This is a genomic window from Pseudomonas sp. NPDC089569 (genome assembly GCF_050280625.1).
Taxonomy (GTDB): domain Bacteria; phylum Pseudomonadota; class Gammaproteobacteria; order Pseudomonadales; family Pseudomonadaceae; genus Aquipseudomonas.
The window spans coordinates 1-26,437 of the sequence record NZ_JBNNVQ010000082.1 but is presented as its reverse complement, the minus strand read 5'-3'; the positions used below and the strand labels follow the sequence as shown (position 1 = coordinate 26,437).

The 26,437-nt window shown below is 60.5% G+C and carries 19 protein-coding genes, 1 tRNA gene and 1 pseudogene; 14 read left to right on the top strand and 7 right to left on the bottom strand.

Features of this window, described 5'->3' with window-relative positions; all coding sequences use genetic code 11:
• The 3 genes from ACQKP2_RS24250 to ACQKP2_RS24240 form a co-directional block, all read left to right on the top strand.
• A partial coding sequence (locus ACQKP2_RS24250; RefSeq protein WP_427580122.1) for a 30S ribosomal protein S15 occupies nt 1-125 on the top strand: 125 nt, incomplete at its 5' end.
• Between the two features lie 210 nt (nt 126-335).
• A complete protein-coding gene (gene pnp, locus ACQKP2_RS24245; RefSeq protein ID WP_427580117.1) occupies nt 336-2,441 on the top strand; it encodes a polyribonucleotide nucleotidyltransferase in 2,106 nt (701 codons plus the stop codon).
• Between the two features lie 118 nt (nt 2,442-2,559).
• A tRNA-Thr gene (locus ACQKP2_RS24240) sits at nt 2,560-2,635 on the top strand.
• Between the two features lie 8 nt (nt 2,636-2,643).
• On the opposite strand, the gene ACQKP2_RS24235 is transcribed toward ACQKP2_RS24240, so the two are convergent.
• Nucleotides 2,644-3,144, bottom strand: coding sequence for a hypothetical protein (locus ACQKP2_RS24235; RefSeq protein ID WP_427580120.1), 501 nt, complete (start codon nt 3,142-3,144; stop codon nt 2,644-2,646).
• Between the two features lie 276 nt (nt 3,145-3,420).
• Between ACQKP2_RS24235 and ACQKP2_RS24230 the strand changes: the two genes are divergently transcribed.
• Nucleotides 3,421-3,726: a DUF6388 family protein gene (locus ACQKP2_RS24230; protein ID WP_427580115.1), complete on the top strand. Its 306-nt coding sequence runs from the start codon at nt 3,421-3,423 to the stop codon at nt 3,724-3,726.
• Between the two features lie 51 nt (nt 3,727-3,777).
• Here the strand turns inward: ACQKP2_RS24230 and nadC are convergent, their stop codons facing one another.
• Nucleotides 3,778-4,626 (bottom strand): carboxylating nicotinate-nucleotide diphosphorylase, encoded by an 849-nt coding sequence (gene nadC, locus ACQKP2_RS24225; protein ID WP_427580114.1) that lies wholly within the window; start codon nt 4,624-4,626, stop codon nt 3,778-3,780.
• 231 nt (nt 4,627-4,857) lie between these two features.
• On the opposite strand from nadC, the gene ACQKP2_RS24220 reads away from it, so the two are divergent.
• The 5 genes from ACQKP2_RS24220 to ACQKP2_RS24200 all read left to right on the top strand — a co-directional run bounded on the left by ACQKP2_RS24220 (nt 4,858) and on the right by ACQKP2_RS24200 (nt 11,002).
• Nucleotides 4,858-6,756: a DUF1631 domain-containing protein gene (locus tag ACQKP2_RS24220; protein WP_427580113.1), complete on the top strand. Its 1,899-nt coding sequence runs from the start codon at nt 4,858-4,860 to the stop codon at nt 6,754-6,756.
• Nucleotides 6,757-6,820: 64 nt separating this feature from the next.
• Nucleotides 6,821-7,390 carry a 1,6-anhydro-N-acetylmuramyl-L-alanine amidase AmpD gene (gene ampD / locus ACQKP2_RS24215; protein ID WP_427580112.1) on the top strand — a complete coding sequence of 190 codons (570 nt, stop codon included), beginning with the start codon at nt 6,821-6,823 and terminating at the stop codon, nt 7,388-7,390.
• Nucleotides 7,391-7,392: 2 nt separating this feature from the next.
• On the top strand, nt 7,393-8,229 hold the full coding sequence (gene ampE / locus ACQKP2_RS24210; protein ID WP_427580111.1) for a regulatory signaling modulator protein AmpE: 837 nt from the start codon (nt 7,393-7,395) through the stop codon (nt 8,227-8,229).
• Between the two features lie 201 nt (nt 8,230-8,430).
• Nucleotides 8,431-10,461, top strand: coding sequence for a methyl-accepting chemotaxis protein (locus tag ACQKP2_RS24205; protein ID WP_427580110.1), 2,031 nt, complete (start codon nt 8,431-8,433; stop codon nt 10,459-10,461).
• Nucleotides 10,462-10,612: 151 nt separating this feature from the next.
• Nucleotides 10,613-11,002, top strand: coding sequence for a hypothetical protein (locus ACQKP2_RS24200; protein WP_427580109.1), 390 nt, complete (start codon nt 10,613-10,615; stop codon nt 11,000-11,002).
• Here the strand turns inward: ACQKP2_RS24200 and ACQKP2_RS24195 are convergent, their stop codons facing one another.
• Together ACQKP2_RS24195 and cra are read right to left on the bottom strand one after the other, a co-directional pair.
• Nucleotides 11,003-11,779 carry a TatD family hydrolase gene (locus tag ACQKP2_RS24195; RefSeq protein ID WP_427580107.1) on the bottom strand — a complete coding sequence of 259 codons (777 nt, stop codon included), beginning with the start codon at nt 11,777-11,779 and terminating at the stop codon, nt 11,003-11,005.
• 3 nt (nt 11,780-11,782) lie between these two features.
• Entirely contained in the window at nt 11,783-12,778 is a 996-nt protein-coding gene (gene cra / locus ACQKP2_RS24190; protein WP_427580106.1) for a catabolite repressor/activator, read from the bottom strand.
• A gap of 296 nt (nt 12,779-13,074) precedes the next feature.
• Here cra and ptsP point away from each other — a divergent pair, with 296 nt between their 5' ends.
• Genes ptsP through ACQKP2_RS24175 form a run of 3 tightly spaced genes read left to right on the top strand, consistent with a single transcriptional unit; the run spans nt 13,075 to nt 18,628 of the window.
• On the top strand, nt 13,075-15,936 hold the full coding sequence (ptsP, locus tag ACQKP2_RS24185; protein WP_427580105.1) for a phosphoenolpyruvate--protein phosphotransferase: 2,862 nt from the start codon (nt 13,075-13,077) through the stop codon (nt 15,934-15,936).
• The gene (pfkB, locus tag ACQKP2_RS24180; protein ID WP_427580104.1) at nt 15,936-16,877 is read left to right on the top strand and encodes a 1-phosphofructokinase; all 942 of its coding nucleotides are present in this window, start codon (nt 15,936-15,938) and stop codon (nt 16,875-16,877) included. Before ptsP ends, pfkB begins: the two co-directional genes overlap by 1 nt.
• A gap of 11 nt (nt 16,878-16,888) precedes the next feature.
• Nucleotides 16,889-18,628, top strand: coding sequence for a PTS fructose-like transporter subunit IIB (locus ACQKP2_RS24175; RefSeq protein WP_427580103.1), 1,740 nt, complete (start codon nt 16,889-16,891; stop codon nt 18,626-18,628).
• Nucleotides 18,629-18,975: 347 nt separating this feature from the next.
• Here ACQKP2_RS24175 and ACQKP2_RS24170 read toward each other — a convergent pair whose 3' ends face one another.
• Nucleotides 18,976-21,504, bottom strand: coding sequence for a PepSY domain-containing protein (locus tag ACQKP2_RS24170; RefSeq protein WP_427580102.1), 2,529 nt, complete (start codon nt 21,502-21,504; stop codon nt 18,976-18,978).
• A 286-nt stretch (nt 21,505-21,790) separates the two neighbouring features.
• Complete coding sequence (locus tag ACQKP2_RS24165) at nt 21,791-24,109, bottom strand: TonB-dependent receptor (RefSeq protein WP_427580101.1); 2,319 nt, start codon at nt 24,107-24,109, stop codon at nt 21,791-21,793.
• 208 nt (nt 24,110-24,317) lie between these two features.
• On the opposite strand from ACQKP2_RS24165, the gene ACQKP2_RS24160 reads away from it, so the two are divergent.
• The gene (locus tag ACQKP2_RS24160; protein ID WP_427580100.1) at nt 24,318-24,998 is read left to right on the top strand and encodes a Fe2+-dependent dioxygenase; all 681 of its coding nucleotides are present in this window, start codon (nt 24,318-24,320) and stop codon (nt 24,996-24,998) included.
• Nucleotides 24,999-25,055: 57 nt separating this feature from the next.
• Complete coding sequence (locus ACQKP2_RS24155) at nt 25,056-25,766, top strand: tetratricopeptide repeat protein (protein ID WP_427580118.1); 711 nt, start codon at nt 25,056-25,058, stop codon at nt 25,764-25,766.
• 177 nt (nt 25,767-25,943) lie between these two features.
• Here ACQKP2_RS24155 and ACQKP2_RS24150 read toward each other — a convergent pair.
• Nucleotides 25,944-26,437: pseudogene (locus ACQKP2_RS24150) on the bottom strand (type III PLP-dependent enzyme); the annotation flags it as partial.

The window sequence follows — 26,437 nt, the reverse complement described above, 5'->3', positions numbered from 1 at the left end:
ATCACCACTCCCGTCGTGGTCTGATCCGCATGGTTAACCAGCGTCGCAAGCTGCTGGACTACCTGAAAGGCAAAGACGTGAGCCGTTACAGCGCTCTGATCGGTCGCCTGGGTCTGCGTCGCTAATCAGCGATTGCGCTAGAGGTTGGTTGTCTGTCATGCGTCAGCGGGTTTCCCGTTGATGCATGGCAGGCTCCCAGCCTCAAGTTTTATCTGGATACCTGCTTTACCCGTGTGAGTGCACCCAGGACAAGCGGCTCGGGCCGATTCCCGACATTGCCCAAGAATTTCGCAAGAAACCAGTTCCCCCAAGAGCCACAAAGAAGGTAGGACACCGTGAACCCGGTAATCAAGAAATTCCAGTTCGGTCAGTCGACCGTTACCCTCGAGACTGGCCGTATCGCCCGTCAGGCCTCCGGCGCAGTATTGGTCACCGTTGACGACGACGTCACCGTATTGGTGACCGTTGTTGGCGCCAAGCAAGCCGATCCAGGCAAGGGTTTCTTCCCTCTGTCTGTTCACTACCAGGAAAAGACTTACGCTGCCGGCAAGATCCCTGGTGGTTTCTTCAAGCGTGAAGGCCGTCCTTCCGAGAAAGAAACCCTGACTTCCCGACTGATCGACCGCCCGATCCGTCCACTGTTCCCTGAAGGCTTCATGAACGAAGTGCAGGTTGTCTGCACCGTCGTTTCCACCAGCAAGAAGACCGATCCGGACATCGCTGCGATGATCGGTACCTCTGCTGCGCTGGCCATCTCCGGCATTCCTTTCGACGGTCCGATCGGCGCTGCCCGTGTTGCTTTCCACGAAAGCACCGGCTACCTGCTGAACCCGACCTACGAGCAACTGGCTGCTTCGAGCCTGGACATGGTTGTTGCCGGTACTTCCGACGCCGTGCTGATGGTTGAATCGGAAGCCAAAGAGCTGACCGAAGACCAGATGCTGGGCGCAGTACTGTTTGCTCACGACGAGTTCCAGGCGGTGATCAACGCCGTAAAAGAGCTGGCTGCCGAAGCTGCCAAGCCGACCTGGACCTGGGCACCTGCTCCAGAAGCTACCGAATTGCTGGGCGCTATCCGTGCCGAGTTCGGCGAAGCGATCTCCCAGGCCTACACCATCACCGTCAAGGCCGACCGCTATGCTCGCCTGGGTGAGTTGAAGGATCAGATCGTTGCCAAGCTGTCCGGCGAAGAAGGCCAGCCATCGGCCGCCGACGTCAAGGCAGCCTTTGGTGAAATCGAATACCGCACCGTTCGCGAAAACATCGTTAACGGCAAGCCACGTATCGATGGCCGCGACACTCGCACCGTTCGTCCGCTGAACATCGAAGTCGGCGTTCTGCCGAAGACCCACGGTTCGGCGCTGTTCACCCGTGGTGAAACCCAGGCCCTGGTAGTCGCGACTCTGGGTACCGCCCGTGACGCACAGCTGCTGGATACCCTGGAAGGCGAGAAAAAAGACCCGTTCATGCTGCACTACAACTTCCCTCCGTTCTCGGTGGGCGAGTGTGGTCGCATGGGTGGCGCCGGTCGCCGTGAAATCGGCCACGGCCGTCTGGCCCGTCGTTCGGTTCAGGCCATGCTGCCAGCCGCTGACGTGTTCCCGTACACCATCCGTGTGGTTTCGGAAATCACCGAATCCAACGGTTCGAGCTCGATGGCTTCCGTTTGCGGCGCTTCCCTGGCCCTGATGGACGCCGGTGTACCTATGAAGGCGCCGGTTGCCGGTATCGCCATGGGGCTGGTTAAAGAAGGTGAGAAATTCGCTGTTCTGACCGACATCCTGGGCGACGAAGACCACCTGGGCGACATGGACTTCAAGGTAGCCGGTACCGCCAAGGGTGTGACCGCGCTGCAGATGGACATCAAGATCAAGGGCATCACCGAAGAGATCATGGAAATCGCTCTGGGCCAGGCCCTGGAAGCGCGCCTGAACATCCTCGGCCAGATGAACCAGATCATTGGCCAGTCGCGTACCGAGCTGTCGGCCAACGCCCCGACCATGATCGCGATGAAAATCGACACCGACAAAATCCGTGATGTCATCGGTAAAGGCGGCGCGACCATTCGTGCGATCTGCGAAGAAACCAAGGCTTCGATCGATATCGAAGACGACGGTTCGATCAAGATCTTCGGCGAAACCAAGGATGCCGCAGAAGCTGCTCGTCAGCGCGTTCTGAGCATCACTGCAGAAGCTGAAATCGGCAAGATCTACGTCGGTAAGGTCGAGCGCATCGTTGATTTCGGTGCATTCGTCAACATCCTGCCTGGCAAGGACGGTCTGGTTCACATCTCCATGCTGAGCGATGCTCGCGTCGAGAAAGTGACCGACATCCTCAAGGAAGGCCAGGAAGTGGAAGTGCTGGTACTGGACGTGGATAACCGCGGTCGTATCAAGCTGTCCATCAAAGACGTGGCGGCAGCCAAGGCTTCGGGCGTTTAATCACCCCGACGCTTCAGCGCAATAAAAATGCCCCGCCGTGAAAACGGCGGGGCATTTTTTTGCCCGGCACAAGCGTGAAGTTGCCGGAGCGTGAGACCGGTGCTAGGTTTAGCCCACAGCCCGTGTAGCTCAGCCGGTAGAGCAGCGCACTCGTAACGCGAAGGTCGCAGGTTCGATTCCTGTCTCGGGCACCATCTCCTGGTTATTTCACCTTTCTGCTCAACTCCTCGACTGTGCGTCTGAGCGAATCCATCTCGCGATCCTGATTGCTTATTTGCTGCTTCAGGCTCGACAGTTCACTGGTGCTCGAGCTGGAGCTGGACCCGGTGCTGCGTTTGAGGTCGTCTATCTGGCGTTGGAGATTGTTGAGATCGCGCTCCTGCGCTGCGACTTTGTTTTTCAGGTCGTCGACTTCCCTGTTGCTCGAACCGGAACCCGAGCCACTGCGTTTGAGCTCTTCGATCTGCCTTGATTGCTGGTCGATCATTTTGCTCATCTGTTCCAGCTCATCGATGCTGATATTGCTTCTGACAATGACGTCCTTGCCAAAGTCATTGTGGATGACAGAAACCTTGTCGCCGTAAGAGGGGCTGCTGTTACTCAGTTCAATCGCCATTGCATTTGCCGGTAGCGTCAGAGCACCGAGCAGGGCGGTCATTGCGGTAGCGGACATGACGGAAGAAATCTTCGCAAAGCTGCGCATCACTGGGTTTCCTTGTGAATAGCGGAGGTGAGTGCCGGTATGGCACATCGCTATGACTCGGCGTTTTGATTTATGTTCCCTTGGTCAACTTTTTGAGGGGCAGATGTAAAGAGCCATGTCATTCGCTCGCCAAACATCCTATATTCGATGCCTGCATGAGCATCACACCGCAGTTTTCAGATGATCCAGAATGGTTCTGAAGGCCGGACAAACCGCGTCAGAGAGATCCTTGAAGATCCATATCCATCTTCCATTCCCCAGATCAGCGAGAACCACATGACCGTTAAAGAATTAAGCCAGGAAGCCAGGCACGAGGAAGCCCTCAAGAAGTACGTGCTGGACTCACCCGAGTTGCTCGATGAGATCAAGGACCTGTCCGCCGAAGATCAGAAAGACCAGATCCAATGGGCGTTCGAAGATGAAGCAGAGGCCCAGGGCTTGCAGCCATGGGAACTGTCGCTCAAGTACACCTCCACTCCGGAGGAGTTTGAGGTTGCGCGCCTGGCTCTGCACAAGGAGGCCGCGGAGATATTGGGCGTCGAGTGGGAAGAGTACTGCGAGATGAATAATCTGGTGGTCTGACAAAAACGCCAGCCCTGATCAGGCTGGCGTTTTTCATTTGGCAATGCGAGGTCAGAGGCTCAGGCGCATCGACAAGTCGACCGCCTTCACATCCTTGGTCATTGCACCGATCGAAATGTAATCCACGCCCGTTTCGGCGATGGGCAACAGCGTACTTTCGTTGATCCCGCCGCTGGCCTCCAGTTTTGCCTTGCCGCCATTGAGGCGCACGGCTTCACGCATGTCATCCAGGCTCAACTCGTCGAGCATGATGATGTCGGCCCCGGCCGCCAGTGCCTCTTTGAGCTCAGCCAGATTTTCCACTTCAATTTCTACCGGTTTACCCGGCGCGATTTTGTGTGCGGCGGCGATGGCCTGGGAAATGCCCCCGCAAGCGGCAATATGGTTTTCCTTGATCAGGAACGCGTCGTACAAACCGATGCGGTGGTTATGGCAACCGCCACAGGTCACGGCATATTTCTGTGCCAGACGCAGCCCTGGCAGGGTCTTGCGGGTGTCGAGCAGTTTTACCTGGGTTTGGGCAACGAAATCCGCCAGGTACTGCGCGCGGGTGGCCACGCCGGAAAGCAGCTGCAGGAAGTTCAGGGCGCTGCGCTCGCCGGTCAATAACGAGCGGGCCGGTCCTTCGAGATGAAACAGCGCCTGATTGGGTTTGACCCGCTCGCCGTCACCGACCTGCCAATGCACCGCAACGCGCGGATCCAGTTGCCGAAACACGGCATCCACCCAAGCCGTGCCACTGATGACGGCGGCATCGCGGGTGATGATGGTGGCTTTGGCCAAGCGTTCGGCCGGGATCAATTGCGCAGTAATGTCGCCGCTGCCGACGTCTTCGAGCAACGCACGGCGCACGTTGGCTTCGATTTCGGCAGTCAAATCGGCAAGACGTAGATTCGGCATATCGGGCTCCACAAACAAAGTGGCCCGATTATAGGGCCATGGTGGCGGGCAACCCAAGGTATCCGAAGTGTTCCTGTCGATGTGAAAGCAGCATTTGGTCGATTCGTCGCGGGCCTGCTCAATGCAAGCACAGTGAACTCTGGCGCATGAGTTAACTCTTACAAGGCAATTCGCCTTGTCAATGACGTCATGACATTGACGATCAGGCGACACACCGTCCAAGGAGGCTGGATGCACAATGGCGCAAAAGTAGTGTCTTTGCGCAAGGCGACGACCGACCAGGCGAATTTGACGCCGCTCACTCGCCTGCCCGCAATATTGCTTCAAGTCCGGGACAGGGCCTCGCAACAACTGCGGCAAGGATTGCAGACGCTGTTTGATAACGCCGACGACAGCCTCTTTGAAATGCTCGACCGCGCAGGCAATGGGATCGAGCAGCCTCTTGTCTTTCAGGCGATGCGCGATTTGCGCCTGAAGAAAAAAACTATTGAAAGGATCTTTTTCGAACAATTCTTCGAAGCATTCATTGGCCTGACTCACTATCGCGCCACTCACACCTTGCTGACCGATGGCAACATGGAGCGCAAAACGTCAGTGGAGGTGGTGATCAACAAGGTGCTGAACCGCGATGGTTTCGCCCTCGACCAACTGACGGCGCGCCTTGGCACATTGCTGGGACGGTCGTTGATGGAGCAGCACAATCCCATGGGGCCGACGATGCTCTGCGGGTTTTTCTTGCAGGCCGGGCGCAGTCTGGGGGTTGAAACCAGGGTCAAGTTGATCCTCCTCCAACTGTTCGAGCGATACGTGCTCAGCGAAACCGGGTCGCTTTATGCCGAAGCCAACCAGTTGCTTCTGGCCACCGGCGTATTACCCGATCTCAATCCTGCTCCAGCTCGCCAGAATGGAGAGGGTGCAGCTGTCGACGCCGCAAAACCGCCGCTCGACGACGCTCAATCGCGGGAGATCGCGGTGGCTGACGAAGATGTGATCAGCCTGATCGCCAGGCTGTTTGAATGCACCCTCGGCGATCGCAACTTGCCGGACAACCTCATTGCGTTGATTGATCGATTGCAAGTTCCCATCGTCAAAGTGGCGGTGCTCGACAAGCGCTTCTTCAGTCACAGTCGTCATCCGGCCCGACGCCTGCTCAACGAAATCGCCCAGGCCGCCATGCAATGGAGTGAATGCGATGAGCATGAGCGCAAACTTCTGTACTTGCGCATCGAACAGGTGGTGCAACGCCTGCTGAGTGACGACGTCGGCGATCCGGGGATTTTTACCGATCTGCTGGCCGAGTTCCTCGCTTTTACCCGTGATGAACGCCGCCGAAGCGAGATGCTGGAGCAACGCACCCGTGATGCCGAAGAAGGCCGCGTCAAAGCCGCAATGTCCCTTCATCGGGTCGAACAGGCGATGAATCAGGTGCTGCTGGGCAAACGGATACCGCAAAGCGTACTGCTGTTTGTAAGGGACGCCTGGAGCAAGGTGTTGTTGATGACGTGCCTCAAGCACGGTGATCAGTCGATGCAATGGCATGCCGCGCTACAGACCCTGGAGCAACTTGTCTGGAGCGTGCAGCGCCATGACGAGCGTGATACACATTCGCGCTTGCTGGCGTTGCTGCCGGACTTGCTCAAGTCCCTGCGAGAAGGGCTGGGCACTCTGGCATTCGAGCCGCCGACCAGCAGTGGCTTTTTCAGCGAACTGCAAAGCTTGCACGTGCAGTTGCTTGAGCCATTACGGCAGCCAGGCCCGTTGCTGGTCGAAGTAGTGGACGATGTCGTGTTGGCGGGCGCCGAAGCCAGTCCGGTCCAGAGGGTTTCGCTGCCCTTGCCGGCAGACGATGCGGGTTTGCGTCAAGTGGATCAGTTGCTCCCTGGATGCCGGGTCGAATTTCAGGAAGATCCGGACACCCTCGTGCGTTGCAAGCTGGCGGCAATCATCCAGGCCACAGACCACTACATCTTCGTCAACCGCACGGGCTTGAAGGTGCTGGAGTACAGTCGCGCAAGCCTGGCGCTTGAGTTCCGCCGCGGCACGGCACGCGTCCTCGATGACACCCTGCTGTTTGATCGGGCGCTCGCGTCCGTCCTCGGCCAGTTGCAACACCTCAATTGCGGCAAGTGATCGCGTATCCGGGGGCTGTCGCGGCATACTGGGCACCAACACAATCATCATCGAAGGAATGGGTATGCAGCTGGACTCCGCGAGCGGTTGGTGTCAGGACGTGCGTTTGTGCCCCTCGCCCAACTTCAATGCGCGCCCCACGGGTGAAATTTCCCTGCTGGTGATCCACAACATCAGCCTGCCGCCGGCGCAATTCGCCACCGGCAAGGTGCAGGAATTTTTTCAGAATCGTCTGGATGTCACCGAGCACCCTTACTTTGAGGGAATTGCCGATCTGCGTGTTTCTGCGCATTTTCTGATCGAGCGCGATGGCGCTGTCACTCAATTTGTCTCGTGCCTGGAGCGTGCCTGGCATGCAGGGGTTTCGAGTTTCGAGGGCCGGGAAACCTGTAACGATTTTTCCGTGGGCATCGAGTTGGAAGGCACGGATGATCTGCCGTTCACCGATGCACAGTACGAGGCATTGATCACCTTGACCCGGCAACTGCAAAGCGCTTTCACAGCCATCACGCCGCAGCGCATCTGCGGGCATAGTGACATCGCGCCCGGGCGCAAGACCGATCCGGGACCGGCGTTCGACTGGGCGCGTTACCGTGCGGCCCTGGTGGCGGGTGCACTGGAAAAAGAGGAGTAAGCATGAGTTTCCTGGTGTTGCTGTTGGCGGTGTGGATCGAGAAGTTCTCGGCTCTGCGTCATCAGGTTCAGCGAGATGGTGGTTGGGTGAGCGAGCTGCACAAACTCGAATCCGCTTCGCGGCTGGCGAAAAGTCCATGGCTGGTTTTGCTGGTCATGGTGTTGTTGCCGGTGGTGTTGTTGGGATTGTTGTTGGTGATGCTCGAACCGATCGCCTATGGGCTGGCGGCATTGCCGGTGCATCTGCTGGTGGTCATTTACAGTCTGGGGCGCGGCGACCTGCTGGGCGAGCTGGGGCCGTTTCGCGATGCATGGCGCCGGGAAGACGTGCAAGCGGCGGCTCATGTTGCCAAACGTGACCTCGATATCTGCGCCGACAGTGGCGAGCAATTGCTCGAACGCGTCGAAGGCCACCTTGTGTGGGAGGCGTACCAGAGCTTTTTTGCGGTGATTTTCTGGTACTTCCTGTTGGGACCGGTGGCCGCGCTGAGTTACCGATTACTGGCCCTGGCGCAAGAGCACAGCCAAAACCCCGCCGTGGTCGAACGCGCCGGGCAATTGCGCCATGCGTTCGATTGGCTGCCGGTGCGCCTGTTGGCGGCGAGCTTTGCATTGGTTGGCAATTTTGTTGCGGTCGGCCGCGTGATGCTGCACGAACTGCTGAACTGGAACATCAGCGCCGCCCAACTGATCGAGAAGGCCGGGCTGGCGGCCGCTGAAATTGCGACCCCGGTGATCGGCGCCGAGGGCATTCACAGCCTTGACCGGATCTGGGAGCTGCTGCTACGGGCAGCGGTGCTCTGGTATGCGGGGTTTGCGCTGTGGACCGTATTGCCATAACCCACCTGGCTTGAGGTCGAGTGGTGGCATGGGGGCAGTTTTCCGTCCGACGGACAGGTGCTCCCGGTTACCCGCTTCCATTTACCTTAAGTTACAAAACTCTCCCCTGATTTGAGCTATACAGGGATGGCGCCGAATGGTGGCTATCTGCTGTCGAGCTGCGCCTGCCAATAAAAATAAGAAATCAAGGGGAGACTTCCTGTGAAGAGCTTGCTCTATCCCGCCGTCGCGCTGATGAATCGCTTGAGCTTTGGTATGAAGTTCAGCCTGATCAGCGTGCTGTTCCTGGTGCCGATGCTGGTTACCAATTTTTATCTGGTGCGCGATTCCTATCGTGAGTTTCAAGGCACCCGCGTCGAACTGCAAAGCCTCGACCTGCTGGGCAGTGGCCTGACACTGCGGCGCGATCTGGAAACCCTCAACAACCTGGTACAGATCAATGTCGCCCTCGGTCAGTCCGGCAAGGCGGGCAACATCGAGTCGCAGATCAGCACGCTGGAACAAAGTGTGCTGGCGCGCCTGCAAGCGCTGACAGCGATGACCACCGATCCGGAGCAGGTTGCGGTGTTCGACGGCAAGCGTGAGGAAATGATCGCCGCACTCAAGACCCAGCGAGCCGAAACCTCCCTGCAAAGTAAAAGTGCCTTGATCGGCAAGTTATTGGGCAGTGCGCAGATCTTCAGCCAGATCATTACCAATCAGGCCGGCCTCAGTCGCGACAATCAAAGCGATATGCGCCAGCTCAGTGATTTGGTCACCAACATTACGCCATCGGTCACCCAGATGTTGGGCGAAGGCCGGGCGATGGGGGCTTATTCATTGGGGCAGGGCTTTATCAACTCCTCATCGAGCACCCGTTTCGATGAGCTGTTGGCGCAGATTGAAAAACTCCAGGCCTCCTATGGCCTGAAGCTGCAGGACACGCTGGCCTCCAGCAAGGCCGCGGGGGAAAACCTGGCTGCCCAGGCCGACAGCAGCAAGGCCTCGCTGAAAAAGGCCAGCGAACTGTTTGAAGAACAAGTGGTGATGGCCGACACGCTCGATACGCCGTGGCAGGCCTTTTACGACCAGGTCACGGGCCTGATGGACCAGACCTACCAGTTCAACGAGGCGACCTTGAAGTTCCTCGGCAACCAGCTACAGCAGCGTCTGGAACAGAATCGCAACCATATGATTCTGCAGGCCGTGGCACTGTCGGTGGTCTTTGTGCTGATTTTCTATCTGTACGGTGGCTTCTACGCCTCGACCCGGACCACGCTTAAACGTCTTGGCGGGGTAATGGACAAAGTGGCGGCGGGAGACATGACGGTTACGTTCAGTGCCAACAGCCATGATGAGCTGGGCGAGTTGGGCGAAGTCTTCAACGGCACCGTTAAAAAAATCCACGATTTGATCGAGCGTGTAGGGCATACCGTGGGTGAGGTCGAGCGCCAGGCTGGCCAGGTGGAAAATGTCTCGGCGCAAAGCAACCAGGCCGTGGCCGGGCAACGCACGCAGATCGAGCAGGTTGCCACGGCGATGAACCAGATGTCCGCGACCTCCCAGGAGGTGGCGCGCAGTGCGGCGGCGGCGGTCAGCAGCGCCCACAGTGTCAACGACGAAACCGTCAGCGGGCGTGGGCTGGTGGAGTCCCAGCAGGGCAGCATCGCGGCACTGGCGCGCGAGATCGATCAATCGGTGTTGGTGATCAACCAGCTGGCCAGCGACAGTCAGTCCATCAGCCGGGTGCTGGAGGTCATCAAAAGTATCGCCGAACAGACCAACCTCCTGGCATTGAACGCGGCGATCGAGGCGGCGCGGGCCGGGGAACAGGGCCGTGGTTTCGCCGTGGTGGCCGATGAAGTCCGGACCCTGGCCAAGCGCACTCAGCAGTCGACCGAGGAAATCGAGCAGATGATCGTCAGGCTCCACGGCGGTGTCGGGGCGGCGGTGAAAGCGATGGGCGTCAGCCATGAAATGGCGAGCGGAACGGTGAGTCAGTCGGAAAAGGTTCAGCAGGCGCTGGAGAATATTCTCGGTGCGGTGGGCATGATCGTCGATCAGAACCAGCAGATCGCGGCGGCCGTGGAGCAGCAAACCGCCGTGGCCCACGACATCGACCAGAACATTGTCGAAATCAACCGTGCCGGTGAGCGTACCGCAGAGGGGGCGCACCAGACCGAGGATGCCAGCCGGGTGTTGTCGGCGCAGGTGGTTGAGCTCAAACAGCTGATCAGTGCGTTCCGGGTTTGAGGCCGATGGTTGCGACAGGAGATATCGCGGAATCTTCTGTCATGCCTTTCTTTTTTTGAACGAGGAGACGTCCTCCAGCGCTCAGTGCTTTGGCTTTTTGGCTTCAATGAAGCAAGATCCACTGCACTGACCACATGGAGGAGGCACGGTTATGTCTGTTGCATCGCTTGGAGTCCAGGGACGCTGTGCCCATTGCCAGTACACGCTGCTACTCAAACCCTGGCAGCTCAATGCCATTGCAATCAATGAGCCCTTCACCTGCTCCCACTGCCGCAAAGCCTTGCAGCTCAAGGACCCGAAACAGATCAAACGCTTCAGGTCTCTCGATTCGCTGGCCATGTTGCAGGCGAGCCTGCGGGTCATGGTGTGCACCGCGTTACTGGTGGCGCTGGTACTGGAGTGGATTGGATTGCTCACGGTCGTGGAGCAATTGAACGTTTCGCTGGTGGCGATTTTCGTCTATTTCGTATCCATGCGATTTGCCCGCCAGCGTCAGCGCATGACACTCATTCTCGAAGCAGCCAGGGCGCACATCGACTGATCACCAGTTGAACAGCTCGCGGGCATTGGCGCTGCTGATGGCCGCCAGTTGTTCGCAGCTGACCGCCATGATGGCGGACAGCGCCGTGCAGATCGCCGGCAGGTGGGCCGGACTGTTGCGCAGGCCGGGGAACATGGCCGGCGCCATGTCCGGCGAGTCGGTTTCCAGCACCACCGACTCCAGCGGCAACTGGGCGAGAACGCGGTGCATGCGCAGTGCCTGCGGCCAGGTGGCAGCGCCGCCCAGACCCAGTTTGAACCCGAGCTTGATGTATTCCCGGGCTTCTTCGCGGCTGCCGGCAAACGCGTGGATGATGCCGGCGCGCTTGAGGCGAAACCGCTTGAGCGTGGCAATCACCGCCGCATGGCTGCGCCGCACGTGGATCAGTGCCGGCAGATTGAAGTCTGCCGCCAGTTGCAGCTGCGCTTCGAACAAGGCTTGTTGGCGATCACGGTCCAGGGTTTCGATGAAGTAATCCAGGCCGATTTCACCCACCGCGCACAGTTGCCGATGGCCGGCCAGCCGTGTCAGCCAGTCTCCAAGCTTCACCAGGTGTTCCGGGCGGTGATCGTCCAGGTACACAGGATGCAGACCGAACGCGGCATGCAGATCGGGATCGCTTTGCACCAGGTCCCAGACCCGCTGCCAATTATCTTGATAAACCCCCAGCACCACCATTTGCCGCACCCCCAGGGCGCGGCTTCGGGCGAGTATCGCCTGACGATCGACGTCGAAATCCGGAAAGTCCAGATGGGTGTGAGTGTCGATCAGTTCCACGGCTCAGTCCTGATGGATGCGCTGCTTGAACGTACGCGCGATAGCCAGCACGCCGGGCTGGTACTCGGACTGCTCGATGGCGGCCAGGGCCAGGGCCAGGGCCTTGTCGGCAATCAACTGGTGCTGCTGGGCCATGGCGTTGACCGGCAAAGGCAGCAAGTCCAGCAACTGGGTGTCGCCAAATGTGCCCAGGCGGAGTGGGCGGTTCTTGAGCGGGAAGTCATGCAGGGCATCGAACACACCTTGCAGCAGCACGTAGGAGGTGGTCACCAGTGCCTCGGGTAAATGCCCTACACGCTGGATGAACTCTTCCATCAGCTGTTTGCCGCATTCGCGGCTGAACGATTCACCGTGTTCGATCAGCACCTCGCCGTTGTAGCCGGCCAGCGCCTCTTTGAAGCCGGCGGCACGCTCCTGGCTGATGCTCAGTTCCGGGCGGGCACCGATCAGGGCGATCTGCCGGGGGAGCGGGTCGAGCAGGCTGCGGGTCAACTGCAGGCTGGCTTCACGGTCGTCACTGATGACCGAGCAGAAATGTTCGGGCTCCATGACCCGGTCGATGGCGATGATCGGAATGCCTTTGGCCTGCAACTGGCGATAGCTGTCGTCGCCGGTGGGCAGGCAACTGGCGACGATTAAGGCATCGCAGCGGCGGGCGCGGAACAGTTTCAACAATTGCCGTTCACTGTCCGGTGCATCGTCGGAGCTGGCGATCAGCAACTGATAGCCGCGCGCCCGGGCGCCCTGTTCCAGCAGCTTGGCGATGCGGGCGTAACTGGGGTTTTCCAGGTCCGGCAAAATGAAGCCCAGGGTGCGGGTGTGGCGACTGCGCAGCCCGGCGGCCTGGGGATTGGGCGTGAAGCCGTACTGATCGACCACCGCGCGCACGCGCTCGACGGTTGCGCTACTGATGCGCTGCTGTTCGGCCTTGCCGTTGATGACATAGCTGGCGGTGGTCACGGATACACCGGCCAGCTGCGCGATATCACTGAGTTTCAACCCGTTGTTTCCTTGTTTTTTTGCGAGCATGCCCGACATTTTCGCCAATCCTACCTGATTCAGGCAGTCGACCATCGTTACCCGCGCATCCGACAATTGGACTTCAAGCGCACGCCATTATCGAGTAACGTGCCAATCACTATAGATTAAACGTTTCAGCAGGCGTATTTTCTAGGTTATTGGCTCCTTTGGCCGGTTCTGCCGCGAAACCGCCAAATATCGTCCAGAGACAAAAGCCTAAGCTGAATCATTCAAAACAATACCTGGTGCCCACAGGGTGCCAAAAAGGAGAAAGCATGCTCGAGCTCACTGTAGAGCAGATTTCCATGGGCCAATCGGCTGTGGATAAGTCCGCAGCGCTGCAATTGCTGGCTCGGCACCTGATTGCCGATGGTCTGGTTGCCGAGGGTTACCTCGCCGGATTGCAAGCGCGCGAGGCCCAGGGCTCGACCTTTCTCGGTCAAGGTATTGCCATCCCCCACGGTACGCCGCAGACCCGCGATCAGGTGTATTCCACGGGCGTGCGGCTGATGCAGTTTCCCGACGGTGTGGACTGGGGCGACGGGCAAATCGTTTACCTGGCAATTGGTATTGCCGCCAAATCCGACGAGCACCTGCGCCTTTTGCAATTGCTGACCCGCGCCCTTGGCGAGACCGATCTGGGCCAGGCCCTGCGGCGCGCCGGCTCTCCCGAGGCCTTGCTGAAATTGCTGCAAGGCGCGCCACAGGAACTGGCGCTGGATGCACAGATGATTGGCCTGGGTGTTGCCGCCGAAGACTTTGAGGAGCTGGTCTGGCGCGGAGCGCGCCTGCTGCGGCAGGCCGATTGCGTCAGCAATGGTTTTTCTGCGGTGCTGCAGCAAGTCGAAGCGTTGCCTCTGGGCGATGGCCTGTGGTGGCTGCACAGCGAGCAAACGGTCAAGCGCCCGGGGCTGGCCTTTGTCACCCCGGACAAACCGCTGCGCTATCTGGGGCAGCCGCTCAATGGCCTGTTTTGCCTGGCCAGCATGGGGGAGGCTCACCAGGCCTTGCTTGAGCGGTTGTGCGCGCTGCTGATTGAGGGCCGTGGCCATGAATTGGGCCGAGCCACCAGTTGCCGTGCCGTGCTGGAAGTGCTCGGCGGCGAACTGCCGGCCGACTGGCCCAGTGCACGTATTGCGCTGGCCAACGCCCACGGATTGCATGCACGCCCGGCGCAAACTCTTGCGCAACTGGCCAAAAGTTTCGAAGGCGACATCCGCATTCGCATCGTTGACGGACAGGACAGTGCTGTCTCGGCCAAGAGCCTGAGCAAGCTGCTCAGCCTCGGCGCCCGGCGTGGGCAGGTGCTGGAAATCATTGCCGAGCCGAGTATTGCCGCCGATGCGTTGCCGGCATTGTTGGGCGCCATCGAAGAGGGCCTGGGTGAAGAAGTCGAGCCGCTGCCGGCGGTGAGTCAACTGCGCGAAGCCCCCATCGAAGTGGCCCAGGTGCTGAGCGCCCCGGCGCCAGGAAGCGTGTTGCAAACCATCGCCGCGGCACCGGGCATTGCCATCGGTCCGGCGCACATTCAAGTGCAGCAGGTTGTTGATTACCCGTTGCGTGGTCAATCCGCCGCGATTGAGCGCGAACGTCTTGATCAAGCGCTGGCGCAGGTGCGGCGCGACATCGGCGGTTTGATCGAGCGCAGCAAGGCCAAAGCGATTCGCGAGATTTTTGTCACCCATCAGGAAATGCTCGATGACCCGGAGTTGACTGATGAAGTCGACACACGCCTCAAGCAAGGCGAAAGTGCGCAAGCGGCGTGGATGTCGGTGATCGAGGCGGCGGCCCGGCAACAGGAAGCGCTGCAGGATGCCTTGCTCGCCGAGCGTGCCGCCGACTTGCGTGATATCGGGCGGCGGGTGCTGGCGCAACTGTGCGGGATCGCAACCCCCAGTGAGCCCGAGCAACCGTACATTCTGGTGATGGACGAAGTCGGCCCGTCCGATGTGGCGCGTTTGGACCCGGCCCGTGTCGCCGGCATTCTGACCGCTCGCGGTGGCGCTACCGCCCACAGCGCAATCGTCGCCCGGGCCCTGGGCATTCCGGCGCTGGTTGGTGCCGGTGCCGCAGTGTTGTTGTTGGCGCCGGGTACGCCATTGCTGCTCGATGGCCAGCGCGGGCGCCTGCACGTGGATGCCGACGCGGCGACCTTGCAGCGTGCGACCCAGGAGCGCGACACCCGTGAGCAACGACTCAAGGCCGCCGCCGAACAACGTCACCAGCCAGCATTGACCTCGGACGGTCACGCGGTTGAAGTGTTTGCCAACATCGGTGAAAGCGCCGGCGTGACCGGCGCGGTGGAGCAGGGCGCCGAGGGGATTGGTCTGCTGCGAACCGAACTGATTTTCATGGCTCACCCGCAAGCGCCGGATGAAGCCACCCAGGAAGCCGAATACCGCCGCGTGCTCGATGGCCTGGCGGGGCGGCCGCTGGTGGTGCGCACCCTCGATGTCGGCGGTGACAAGCCCTTGCCCTATTGGCCGATCGCCAAGGAAGAAAACCCGTTCCTCGGTGTGCGCGGCATCCGCCTGACCCTGCAAAAACCGCAGATGATGGAAGCGCAATTGCGAGCCCTGTTGCGCTCGGCGGACAACCGTCCGTTGCGGATCATGTTTCCCATGGTCGGCAGTGTCGAGGAGTGGCGCCAGGCCCGGGACATGACGGAACGCCTGCGTCTGGAAATCCCGGTGGCGGACCTGCAACTGGGGATCATGATCGAAGTGCCTTCGGCGGCCTTGCTGGCGCCGGTGCTGGCCAGGGAGGTCGACTTCTTCAGTGTCGGTACCAACGACCTGACGCAATACACCCTGGCCATCGACCGTGGTCACCCGACGCTTTCGGCACAGGCCGATGGCTTGCACCCGGCAGTGCTGCAACTGATCGACATTACGGTGCGGGCGGCCCATGCCCACGGCAAGTGGGTCGGCGTGTGTGGCGAGCTGGCGGCCGATCCGTTGGCGGTGCCGGTATTGGTGGGGCTGGGTGTGGATGAATTGAGCGTGGGCGCGCGCAGTATTGCCGAGGTCAAGGCGCGCATCCGCGAACTCAGCCTGAGCCAGGCCCAAACCCTGGCCCGAGAAGCACTCGCCATGGGCAGTGCCCATGACGTACGCGCATTAGTGGAGGCCCTGTAATGGCCCGGATTTTAACCCTGACCCTCAACCCGGCGCTGGACCTCACGGTGCAGTTGCCACGAATGGAGCCCGGTCAGGTCAACCGCAGCGACGCCATGCACACCCACGCCGCCGGCAAAGGGTTGAATGTGGCGCAGGTGCTGGCGGATTTGGGGCATCAGCTGACGGTGGGTGGCTTTCTCGGTGAGGACAACCTTCAAGCGTTCGAAACCCTGTTCGCCAAACGCGGGTTTACCGATGCATTCATCCGTGTGCCTGGTGAAACGCGCAGCAACATCAAACTGGCGGAAAGTGATGGTCGCATCACCGATCTCAACGGCCCGGGGCCACGGGTCGACGCAGCCGCGCAGCAGGCGCTGCTGGACCGGCTCGATCAGATTGCACCGGCGCATGACGCGGTCGTCGTGGCCGGCAGTCTGCCCCAGGGCGTCAGCCCGCAGTGGTTTCAGGCGTTGATTCAACGCCTGAAGAACCTCGGCTTGAAGGTGGCCCTCGACACCAGTGGCGAGGCGTTGGCGTCTGCACTCAAGGCCGGCCCATGGCTGATCAAACCCAACACGGAGGAGCTGGCCGAAGTGCTCGGTGGCGAGGTGGTTTCGGTGCTGGCCCAGGCCGAGGCGGCGAGCCGCTTGCACGCCCGGGGTATCGAGCATGTAGTGATTTCCCAGGGGGCCGACGGCGTGAACTGGTTCAGCCCGGGTTCGGCACTGCACGCCTCACCGCCCAGGGTCAATGTGGCAAGCACGGTGGGCGCGGGAGATTCGTTGCTGGCGGGTGTGCTCCACGGGTTGCTCAGCGCCGATACACCGGAGCAGACCTTGCGTAGCGCCACGGCGATTGCCGCGATGGCGGTGACCCAGATCGGATTCGGCATCGGCGATGCGGCGCACCTGGCGCAGCTCGAGCAGGGGGTACGTGTACGTCCCCTGACAGAACAATAAGAGGGTTGGTCATGAAATTAGCCATAGTTACTGCCTGCCCGAACGGCATGGTCACCAGTGTGCTGTGCGCGCGTCTGCTCGATGCGGCGGCGCAACGCCAGGGCTGGAGCACCAGTGTTGAAATCAGCGATGCGGCGCACCCCGAACGGCAACTGTCGGCGGCCACGATAGCGGTGGCCGAGTGGGTGTTGCTGGTCACCAGCGCACCTGTGGATATGTCTCGATTCGTCGGCAAGCGCGTGTTCCAGAGCACCCCGGCGCAGGCCTTGCAAGACGTGGACGCGGTGCTGCGACGAGGTGTCGAAGAGGCTCAGGTCTATCGCGCGCCTGAGGCCGTCATCGAGCCGGTCGCCATCGCCAAAAACGCCCCGCGTCTGGTGGCGGTGACCGCCTGTCCGACCGGCGTCGCCCACACCTTCATGGCGGCCGAGGCCTTGCAGCAGGCGGCCAAGCGATTGGGGTACGACTTGCAAGTGGAAACCCAGGGCTCGGTGGGGGCTCGCAATCCTCTGAGTGCACAGGCGATTGCCGATGCCGACGTGGTGCTGCTGGCGGCGGATATCGAAGTGGCCACCGAGCGTTTTGCCGGCAAGAAAATTTACCGTTGCGGCACCGGCATTGCGCTCAAGCAGGCCGAAGCGACGCTGAACAAAGCCTTGGCCGAAGGCGTGCAGGAACATGCATCGACCGCTGCCAAGGGCCCGGTCAAACAGGAGAAAACCGGGGTCTACAAACACCTGCTCACGGGCGTGTCCTTCATGCTGCCGATGGTGGTGGCGGGCGGGTTGATGATTGCCCTGTCGTTCGTGTTCGGCATCACGGCGTTCAAGGAAGAGGGCACGCTGGCCGCCGCGCTGATGCAGATCGGCGGCGACACCGCGTTCAAGCTGATGGTGCCGTTGCTGGCCGGCTACATCGCCTACTCGATTGCCGACCGTCCGGGCCTGGCGCCGGGGATGATCGGCGGTCTGCTGGCGAGCACCCTGGGTGCCGGTTTCATCGGCGGGATCATTGCCGGTTTTATCGCCGGCTACACGGCCCGCGCAATCAACCGTCATGCACGGTTGCCGCAAAGCCTTGAAGCGCTCAAACCGATTCTCATCATCCCGTTGCTGGCCAGCCTGTTCACCGGCCTGGTGATGATTTACGTGGTCGGCAAACCGGTGGCCGGGATGCTCGCAGGGCTCACGCATTTTCTCGACAGCATGGGCACCACCAACGCGATTCTGCTGGGCGTGCTGCTGGGCGGGATGATGTGCGTGGACCTCGGCGGGCCGATCAACAAGGCTGCGTACGCGTTCTCGGTCGGTCTGCTGGCTTCGCAGAGTTATGCGCCGATGGCGGCGACCATGGCGGCGGGCATGGTGCCGCCGATCGGCCTCGGGATAGCCACCTTCATCGCCCGCCGCAAATTCGCCCAGACTGAACGCGAGGCCGGCAAGGCGGCGCTGGTGCTGGGCCTGTGCTTCATCTCCGAGGGCGCAATTCCGTTTGCCGCCAAAGACCCGTTGCGGGTGATCCCGGCGAGCATCGCCGGTGGCGCATTGACAGGCGCATTGTCGATGTATTTTGGCTGCAAGCTGATGGCGCCGCACGGTGGTCTCTTTGTGATGCTGATTCCGAATGCGATCAACCATGCGCTGTTGTACTTGCTGGCGATTGTCGCCGGCAGCCTGTTGACCGCAGTCGTTTATGCGCTGGTCAAACGACCCGAGACCGCTGACCTGGCAGCAGAGCCCGTCAGCGCGTGACACGCCCCCCTGTAGGAGCGAGCACGCTCGCGATGGTCGTCAACGATAACGTTGGGTACCTGACACCCAGCGGCGTTCTTCAGACCATCGCGAGCGTGCTCGCTCCTACAGGAGAGCACCATGTGCTGCCGGGTTTCAGTTCTTTGGCGAGGTGAACATCGACGGGCAGAGCGGGGCGTTGAGCGTGGTGCTGCGTTGAGCAGAAATTACAACCGGCCTGATCTGTAGGAGCGAGCACGCTCGCGATGGTCGTCAACGATAACGTTGGGTGCCTGACACCCCGCGGCGTTCTTCAGACCATCGCGAGCGTGCTCGCTCCTACAGGAATACAGGAATACAGGGATCAATCAATACACGTCGCGGCGGTAGCGGCCCTGCTCGATCAGGCGTTCCACCTCGGCATGGCCGAGTGTGTCGTTCAGCACCTGGTCGACGCCGGCCGCCATGCCCTGCAAGCTGCCGCAGATGTAGATCACAGCGCCGTCCGCCAGCCACTTTTTCAGCTCATCGGCCGATTCGCGCAGGCGATCCTGTACATAGATTTTCTGCGCCTGATCCCGTGAGAACGCCAGGTCCAGGCGTTGCAGATCGCCGCAAATCAACCACTCTTCCAGTTCATCGCGGCACAGGTAGTCGTGCTCCCGATTGCGCTCACCGAACAGCAGCCAGTGACGTTGCTGGCCATCGGCAATCCGCGCCTTCAACAGGCTGCGCAAGCCTGCCAACCCGGTACCGTTGCCGAGCAGGATCATCGGTACCGGTTCACTCGGCAGGTGGAAGCCACTGTTGCGTCTAACCCTCAGGCTGATGCTGCCGCCCACTGGCGCATGTTCGGTGAGCCAGCCGGAAGCGACACCCAGGCTGCCATCGGCGTGCACTTCCTGGCGAACGATCAACTCCAGGACGCCGTCGGCGGCAATCGAGGCGATGGAGTATTCGCGCATGGCCAGCGGTACCAGTGCATCGACCAAGGCTTGCGCATGCAGACCGACCAGATGGCTGCGGCTCTCGGGCAGCTGCCGGCTGGCGAGGGCTTGCTCCAGTGGCTGTGACAGCCCCTCCAGTTCAATGGTAGCGCGACCGTCGATGCCCAGCCCATCGAGGAAGTGTTCGATGGCCCACGGGCAATTGCGCGGCATCACTTCCACCAGGTCACCGGCCAGCCAACTGCTGGTGGTCGGCGCGATCAGGCCCAGCAAATAGACGGCGGAACCGCTGCTGTCGGGGTTGAGCAGATCGCGGCGGGCCAGGGTCCAGTTGTCGTAGTGGGGCGCTTGCCAGGTATCGACGGGCGCATGGCCGGTCAACAGACCCAGTTGCTGCTGCCAGTGGCGCAAGGCGTAAGGGTCGCCACTGTCGACTTCCACCGGGGCAAACAGGGTTTTGCCGCCATGAGCACCCAGCCAGGTGTGCAGGCGTCGGGCGAAGCCGCAGAAATGTTGGTACTGCCGATCGCCAAGCCCAAGCACGGCATAGTTCAGGCGCTCAAGGCCCAAGGTCCGGCCCAGCACCTTGCGCTCGAAACCCCGGGCGCTGTCCGGCGCTTCGCCGTCGCCGAAGGTGCTGACCACAAACAGCGCATGACTTGCATCGCGCAAATCCTGCTCGCCGACACTGGCCAGCGGCTGCACGTTCACCGGCAAGCCGGCAGCCTGCAATTGGCCGGCGGTTTGCCAGGCCAACTGTTCGGCGAAGCCGCTCTGGCTGGCAAAACCGATCAGCCATGCGGGGGCGTCGCTGCCCGGTTGTGCCAGGCCTTTGCGCGCGTCCTTGATCTGGCGTTTCTTGCGTCGACGGTCGAGGTACAGCAACCAGCCGGTGATGAAAAACAGCGGCATGGTCAGGGCGCTGAGCGTCAGGATGATCCGCCCGCCGATACCGAAGTAACTGCCGACATGCAGGGCATAAATGCTGGTCAGCAGTTGTGCCTTGAGGCTTTTGTCTGCGTAGCGGTCATGGCTTTTGATCGCACCGGTGACGGGATCGAGGGTGATCTGATTCAACGCGCGGTCATGGGGCGAGTTTTTCAACAGGTAATAAACCGTCGCCGGTTGTCCGGCTACCGGTGGCATGCGGGTGTTGTAGAAACTCAGGTCGGGACCGGCAGCGCTGTAGATGCTGCTCCACAGGGCCGAGTAATCCACCACCGGGGCCGGGCCACTTGGCGCCGGGCCGCGACCGCCACGAACGCGCTCGTTCTGCGGCGAATCGGACAGCAAGCGGGTCAGGCCCTTGTTGTACCACTCATAGGACCAGGACAATCCGGTCAGCGCCGCCAACAGGTAAAACACCAGGCACCAGGTGCCGGCGACCGAGTGCAGGTCCCAGTTGAAGCTGCGACCCTTTTTCTTCCAGTCGAGGGTCAGCCACGCGCGCCAGCTGTTCCATTGGCGCGGCCAGCGCAGGTACAGGCCCGACAGGCAGAAAAACACAAGGATCAGCGTACAGGCGCCGGTGATTTGCCGACCGGTATCGCCCATGGCGAGGAAACGGTGCAGTTGCAGCATCAGGCCGAAGAATTGCTGGCCCGTGGCGTCATCCAGCAGTTCGCCAGTGTAGGGGTCGAACAAGCGCATGGGGCCGCGTCGCTCACCCGGTGACGGCGTGAAGAACACTTTTGCTGCCACGTCGCTGTCAATATCAACCGAGAGCATTGCGACTTTCAGGCCGGTGGCCGATTCGACTTTCTCCACCAGATCAGCGGGCGGCAGAACGCCGGCGACGTGTTTCTGCACTTGCATCACTGAAGGGTTCAGCGCGTACAGGATCTCATCCTGAAACGACACCGCCGCGCCGGTGATGCCCATCAAGGCCAGGACCAGCCCGGCGCTGATGCCAAAAAACCAGTGCAACTGGAACAGGGTTTTCTTCAACACGTCGCTCGCCTTGCTCGTTCGGTAATAGTCATCACGGCGCGCATTATGATGCCGTGGGTTATCGAGAAACATTCTTTTTTACACAGCAAAGCCCCGTTCACCTGCATGAACGGGGCCTGGCCTGATTTGTTGCCATTTGCGGTGTGCAACCTGTGGGAGCGAGCCTGCTCGCGATGGCGGTGTTTCAGCCGACTTCAATGTTGAATCTGGCGCTGTCATCGCGAGCAGGCTCGCTCCCACATTTATTACATTTCGCCTGATCGATAGCAGTGATCAGGCGCTTTCATCAGAAGTGGAAGTTGGTGCTCAGCAAGGCAGTACGGCCCGCCGCCTGGTTGGCGAAGTGCGTCGAGAAAGCCTTGTCGTAGTAGGTTTCGTCGGTCAGGTTCTGCACGTTGAGTTGCAGGTCGACGTTTTTGCTCAGCTTGTAGGCGGCCATTGCGTCGTAGCGAACGTAGGAGTCGACCATGGTGGTGTTGGCCACGCTGCCGAACACGTCGTCGACGTAGAACGCACCGCCACCGATGGTCAGCTTCGGCGTGACCTGGTAGGTCGTCCACAGGCTGGCGCTGTTTTTCGGCGTGTTAGGCAATTCGTTGCCATCGTTGGCCTTGCCCAGTGGGCCGCCATCGAGTTGTTCGCTGTCCATGTAGGCGTAACCGGCGAAGACTTGCCATTTGTCGGTGAGTTTGCCGGTGGCCGACAGCTCGAAGCCTTGAACGCGGGTCTTGCCGACGTTTTCGTACGAGGTGGTGTCGGTTTGCACACGAGCGTTTTCCTTCTCGGTGCGGAAGATGTCGGCGGTCAGCGACAGTCGATCATTCATCAGATCCCACTTGGTGCCGATTTCGTAGTTCTTGGTGGTTTCCGGCTCCATGTCGCTGCTCAGCAGGTTGCCGTTGCGATCCGGGGTGCCACCCAGCGGGTTGCCGTCCAGGCCTTCACCCAGGGTGTTGCCCGGAGGTGTGGCGGAAGTGGCATAGGAGGCATAGATGCTGCCGTTTTCTGCTGGCTTGTAAACGATGCCGAACTGACCGGTGACGAACTCGCTGGTGTCATCGCCCTTGGCGGTAGTGTTGCCGGCGGCGGTATAGGTCTTGTAGTCGGTGGAGAAGTGGTCGTAACGCAGGCCCATGTTCACCAGCCACTGTTCGGACAACTCCAGGGTGTCGAACGCATACAGCGCGTAGGTGTCGGCCTTGGTCGTGGTGCCGGCGTAGTTGCGCGAGATCGCACCGTTCCACGGATCGTTCGGGTTCGGGTTGGACAACGAAGTGCAGTTGTAGCCGCTCGGTGCACCGATCAGCGCCGGGCTGCAGTTGGTGGTCGCGGCCGCCGTCGCCGGCGTGGTGTCGGTGTTGACGTTGTACGAGGACTTCCGGCTTTCTTCGTGGGTGAATTCGACGCCGGTAGCGAAGCTGTTCTTGAAGCCGGCGACATAGAAATCACCGAACAGATCCGTTTGGTTGGTCGTTGTCTCGGTGTTGCTGACACGGGTGTTGGCACGACGCCAGACGCTGCCGTTGTTGACGTTGCCCTTGCTGTCGTCCGGCTGGGTCAGGATGTAATCCTGCATGCTGGTGCCGTGACGCAGGGTGTTCTTGACGGTCAGCGAATCGTTCAGGTCGTGCTCGATGGCGATGGTTGCCGTGTCGGTGCGGCCCTTGCGGAAATCGCGGTCGTTCAGACCATAGAAGTTGCTGCTGTTACCGCCATCCTGAGGCTTGTCCGGGTTGGCCTTGGTGCGCGCTGCGGAGCCTGCGGCCGGGATCGAATACGGGATACCCGAATCCGGCAAGTCGTTGTTTTCCAGGTGGTAGTAATCGAGGTTCACGCGGGTGTCGGTGCCCAGGCCGAAGGCCAGCGACGGCGCAACGCCCCAGCGATCGTAATTGACGCTTTGACGGCCGGCGACGTTGCTTTCGTGGCTCATCAGGTTCAGACGGCCAGCGGCGGTGTCAGTGAACTGGTAGTTGCCGTCGAAAGTGTAGCGCTGGGTCTGGTCGGAGCCCCAGGTGAAACCGCCGTCGAGCGAATTGCCCAGGTGTGCTTTCTTGCTCACCAGGTTGATGCTGCCGCCCGCTGCACCGCGACCACCGATGGCCGAGTTCGGGCCTTTGCTGACCTCGATGTTTTCCACGGCGAAGATCTCGCGGCTCTGCGAACCGGTATCGCGCACGCCATCCAGGTAAGTGTCGCCCTGTGCATCGAAGCCGCGAATGAACGGACGGTCGCCCTGCGGGTTGCCGCCTTCACCGGCACCGAAAGTGATGCCGGGAACAGTGCGCAGTGCATCCTGCAGGTTCATGGCATTGGTGTCTTTGAGGACTTGTTGCGGAATGACCGTGATCGAACGTGGCGTGTCCACCAGCGGTGCGGTGTACTTGGGTGAGGACGCTTTTTCGACGTTGTAGGAAGTCTCGTCCTGGGCTTCGCCGGTGATTGCCGTGGCGCCAAGCGAAATGGTGTTGCTTGGCGCTTTCTCGTCGGTTTTTTCAGCCGCGAAAACCATGTGGCCCGCAGAGCCGGCAGTGATTGCCACGCCAATGGCAGAAGCGAGCAGGCGTGGTGAACTGACCGGTAGTTGTGGGTGTAGACGTGACATTTGTTTCCCCTTCCCCCAAGGATTTGAGGCGGCGGAATATAGGGTAAACACGTATTCGTATCAATTGCGAAACATTGCTATTCGCACTGAATTTACATTCTTTACAATTTAACCTTACGGTTTTTGCTGCTTCGTTCGTCTCTCGGGTTTTACACAGTCAATAAGAATCAATACCATTGGCGCCCTTCGATTATCAGGCGCCTCTCCCATGCTCTTGCACATTCCCGGCTTGTTCGACAAAGAAGAGGTGCAGCGCATTCGCGAGGCTCTGCAACAGGCCGATTGGGCGGATGGCAAGATCACCGCCGGCTACCAGTCGGCAAAGGCCAAGCACAATCTGCAGTTGCCGGAAGGTCATCCACTGGCCAAGGAAATCGGCGCGGCCATGCTGGAGCGGCTCTGGCAAAACCCGCAGTTCATGTCGGCGGCGCTGCCGCACAAGGTCTTTCCGCCGCTGTTGAACTGTTACACGGCCGGTGGCAGCTTCGACTTTCATATCGACAATGCCGTGCGTCAGCCCAAGAGCAGCATCGAACGGGTGCGCACCGACCTGTCGGCGACCCTGTTTTTCAGCGAGCCCGAGGACTACGACGGCGGCGAACTGGAAATCCAGGACACCTATGGAACCCAACGCGTGAAGCTGCCCGCCGGCGATATGGTGCTGTATCCGGGTACCAGCCTGCACAAGGTCAACGCCGTGACACGCGGTGCACGCTATGCCTCGTTTTTCTGGACGCAAAGCCTGGTGCGCGAAGACAGCCAGCGTGCCCTGTTGTTTGAAATGGACGGCGCGATCCGGCAATTGACGCAGGATGTGCCGGACCATCCCTCGCTGATCCGTCTGACCGGCACCTATCACAACCTGTTGCGTCGCTGGGTCGAGGTGTAAGTGGCGGATTTTCGATTGCGCCGCGAGGAAATACTCGACGGTGAACGGCTCAAGTCCATGCTCGATGAAAGCCCGGCGCGTGCCGCCCAGGCGATCCTGATGGCCGCCCGTGAAGGCGTGCTCGAGGCGCAGGCGTTGCTGGGGCAGATACTGCTGGAGGGGCAGGGTATTGCGCAGGACCAGCCATTGGCGGTGCGCTGGTTCGACATTGCCGCCCGTGGCGGTCATTCGATGGCGCGCAACATGCTCGGTCGTTGCCACGAGCATGGCTGGGGTTGTCCGGCCGACGCCGGCGTCGCCGCCGCGCATTACCGGCAAGCCGCCGAGGCCGGGCTGGATTGGGCGATGTACAACTACGCCAACTTGCTGGCCACCGGACGTGGTGTGGTTGAGGATCAGGTGCAGGCCCTGGGCTTTTATCAACAGGCCGCTGAACTGGGTCACGCCAAGTCGATGAACCTGTTGGGGCGTTATCTGGAAGAAGGGCGGGTCTGCCCGGCGGACCCATTGGCGGCCCGTGACTGGTATCGACGCTCGGCGGTCGGCGGCGACTTTCGCGGGCAGTTCAGCTACGCCGCGGTACTCGCGGGCGAGGGCAATGTCGATGAGGCGCTGGTTTGGCTGCACAAGGCGTTGGCCGCAGGAAACCTGAATTTCCTGCGAGTCGCCGCTCCAGCCCTGGCCAGTGCAAGCGACCCCCGCGTCCGTTCCATGGCGAACGAATACACCCGCCGCCTCACCGAACTGGAACAACCCGTCCCCCTGTAGGAGCGAGCAAGCTCGCGATGGTCGCCAGAACACCGCGGGGTGTCAGGCGGCCCGCGTTGTCGTTGACGTCCATCGCGAGCGTGCTCGCTCCTACAGGTACAGGGGGGGGCGGGGGCGTTTTGGCAGGCACAAAAAAACCCATGACACGTCATGGGTTTTTTGCGTTTCGTGAAGTGCTTACACGTAGAACGACTTCAGCGGCGGGAAGCCATTGAATTCCACGGCGCTGTAGCTGGTGGTGTACGCACCAGTCGACAGCCAGTACAGGCGATCACCGATGGCCAGGTTCAGCGGCAGGCCGTACTTGTAGTTTTCGTACATGATGTCGGCGCTGTCGCAAGTCGGGCCGGCGATGACCACTTCTTCCATCTCGCCTTTCTTTTCGGTCCAGATCGGGAACTTGATGGCTTCATCCATGGTTTCGATCAGGCCGGAGAACTTGCCCACATCCGTGTACACCCAACGCTCGACGGCAGTACGGGATTTACGTGCGACCAGTACCACTTCACTGACCAGGATGCCGGCGTTGGCGATCAGCGAACGGCCTGGCTCGAGGATGATTTCCGGCAGGTCATCACCGAAGTCTTCTTTCAGGAAGCGGATGATTTCTTCAGCGTAGGTATCCTCCCTGTTGCTGGGGGTGATGAAGTTGGCCGGGAAGACGCCAGCCA

Coding starts and splice junctions, on each gene's coding strand:
- ACQKP2_RS24235 (WP_427580120.1), bottom strand. CDS start 3,144: ATGCGCAGCTTTGCGAAGATTTCTTCCGTCATGTCCGCTACCGCAATG.
- nadC (WP_427580114.1), bottom strand. CDS start 4,626: ATGCCGAATCTACGTCTTGCCGATTTGACTGCCGAAATCGAAGCCAAC.
- ACQKP2_RS24155 (WP_427580118.1), top strand. CDS start 25,056: ATGCTCGATGAAAGCCCGGCGCGTGCCGCCCAGGCGATCCTGATGGCC.
- ACQKP2_RS24200 (WP_427580109.1), top strand. CDS start 10,613: ATGTCTGTTGCATCGCTTGGAGTCCAGGGACGCTGTGCCCATTGCCAG.
- ampD (WP_427580112.1), top strand. CDS start 6,821: ATGCAGCTGGACTCCGCGAGCGGTTGGTGTCAGGACGTGCGTTTGTGC.
- pfkB (WP_427580104.1), top strand. CDS start 15,936: ATGGCCCGGATTTTAACCCTGACCCTCAACCCGGCGCTGGACCTCACG.
- ampE (WP_427580111.1), top strand. CDS start 7,393: ATGAGTTTCCTGGTGTTGCTGTTGGCGGTGTGGATCGAGAAGTTCTCG.
- ACQKP2_RS24230 (WP_427580115.1), top strand. CDS start 3,421: ATGACCGTTAAAGAATTAAGCCAGGAAGCCAGGCACGAGGAAGCCCTC.
- ACQKP2_RS24160 (WP_427580100.1), top strand. CDS start 24,318: ATGCTCTTGCACATTCCCGGCTTGTTCGACAAAGAAGAGGTGCAGCGC.
- ACQKP2_RS24220 (WP_427580113.1), top strand. CDS start 4,858: ATGCACAATGGCGCAAAAGTAGTGTCTTTGCGCAAGGCGACGACCGAC.
- ACQKP2_RS24175 (WP_427580103.1), top strand. CDS start 16,889: ATGAAATTAGCCATAGTTACTGCCTGCCCGAACGGCATGGTCACCAGT.
- ptsP (WP_427580105.1), top strand. CDS start 13,075: ATGCTCGAGCTCACTGTAGAGCAGATTTCCATGGGCCAATCGGCTGTG.
- ACQKP2_RS24165 (WP_427580101.1), bottom strand. CDS start 24,109: ATGTCACGTCTACACCCACAACTACCGGTCAGTTCACCACGCCTGCTC.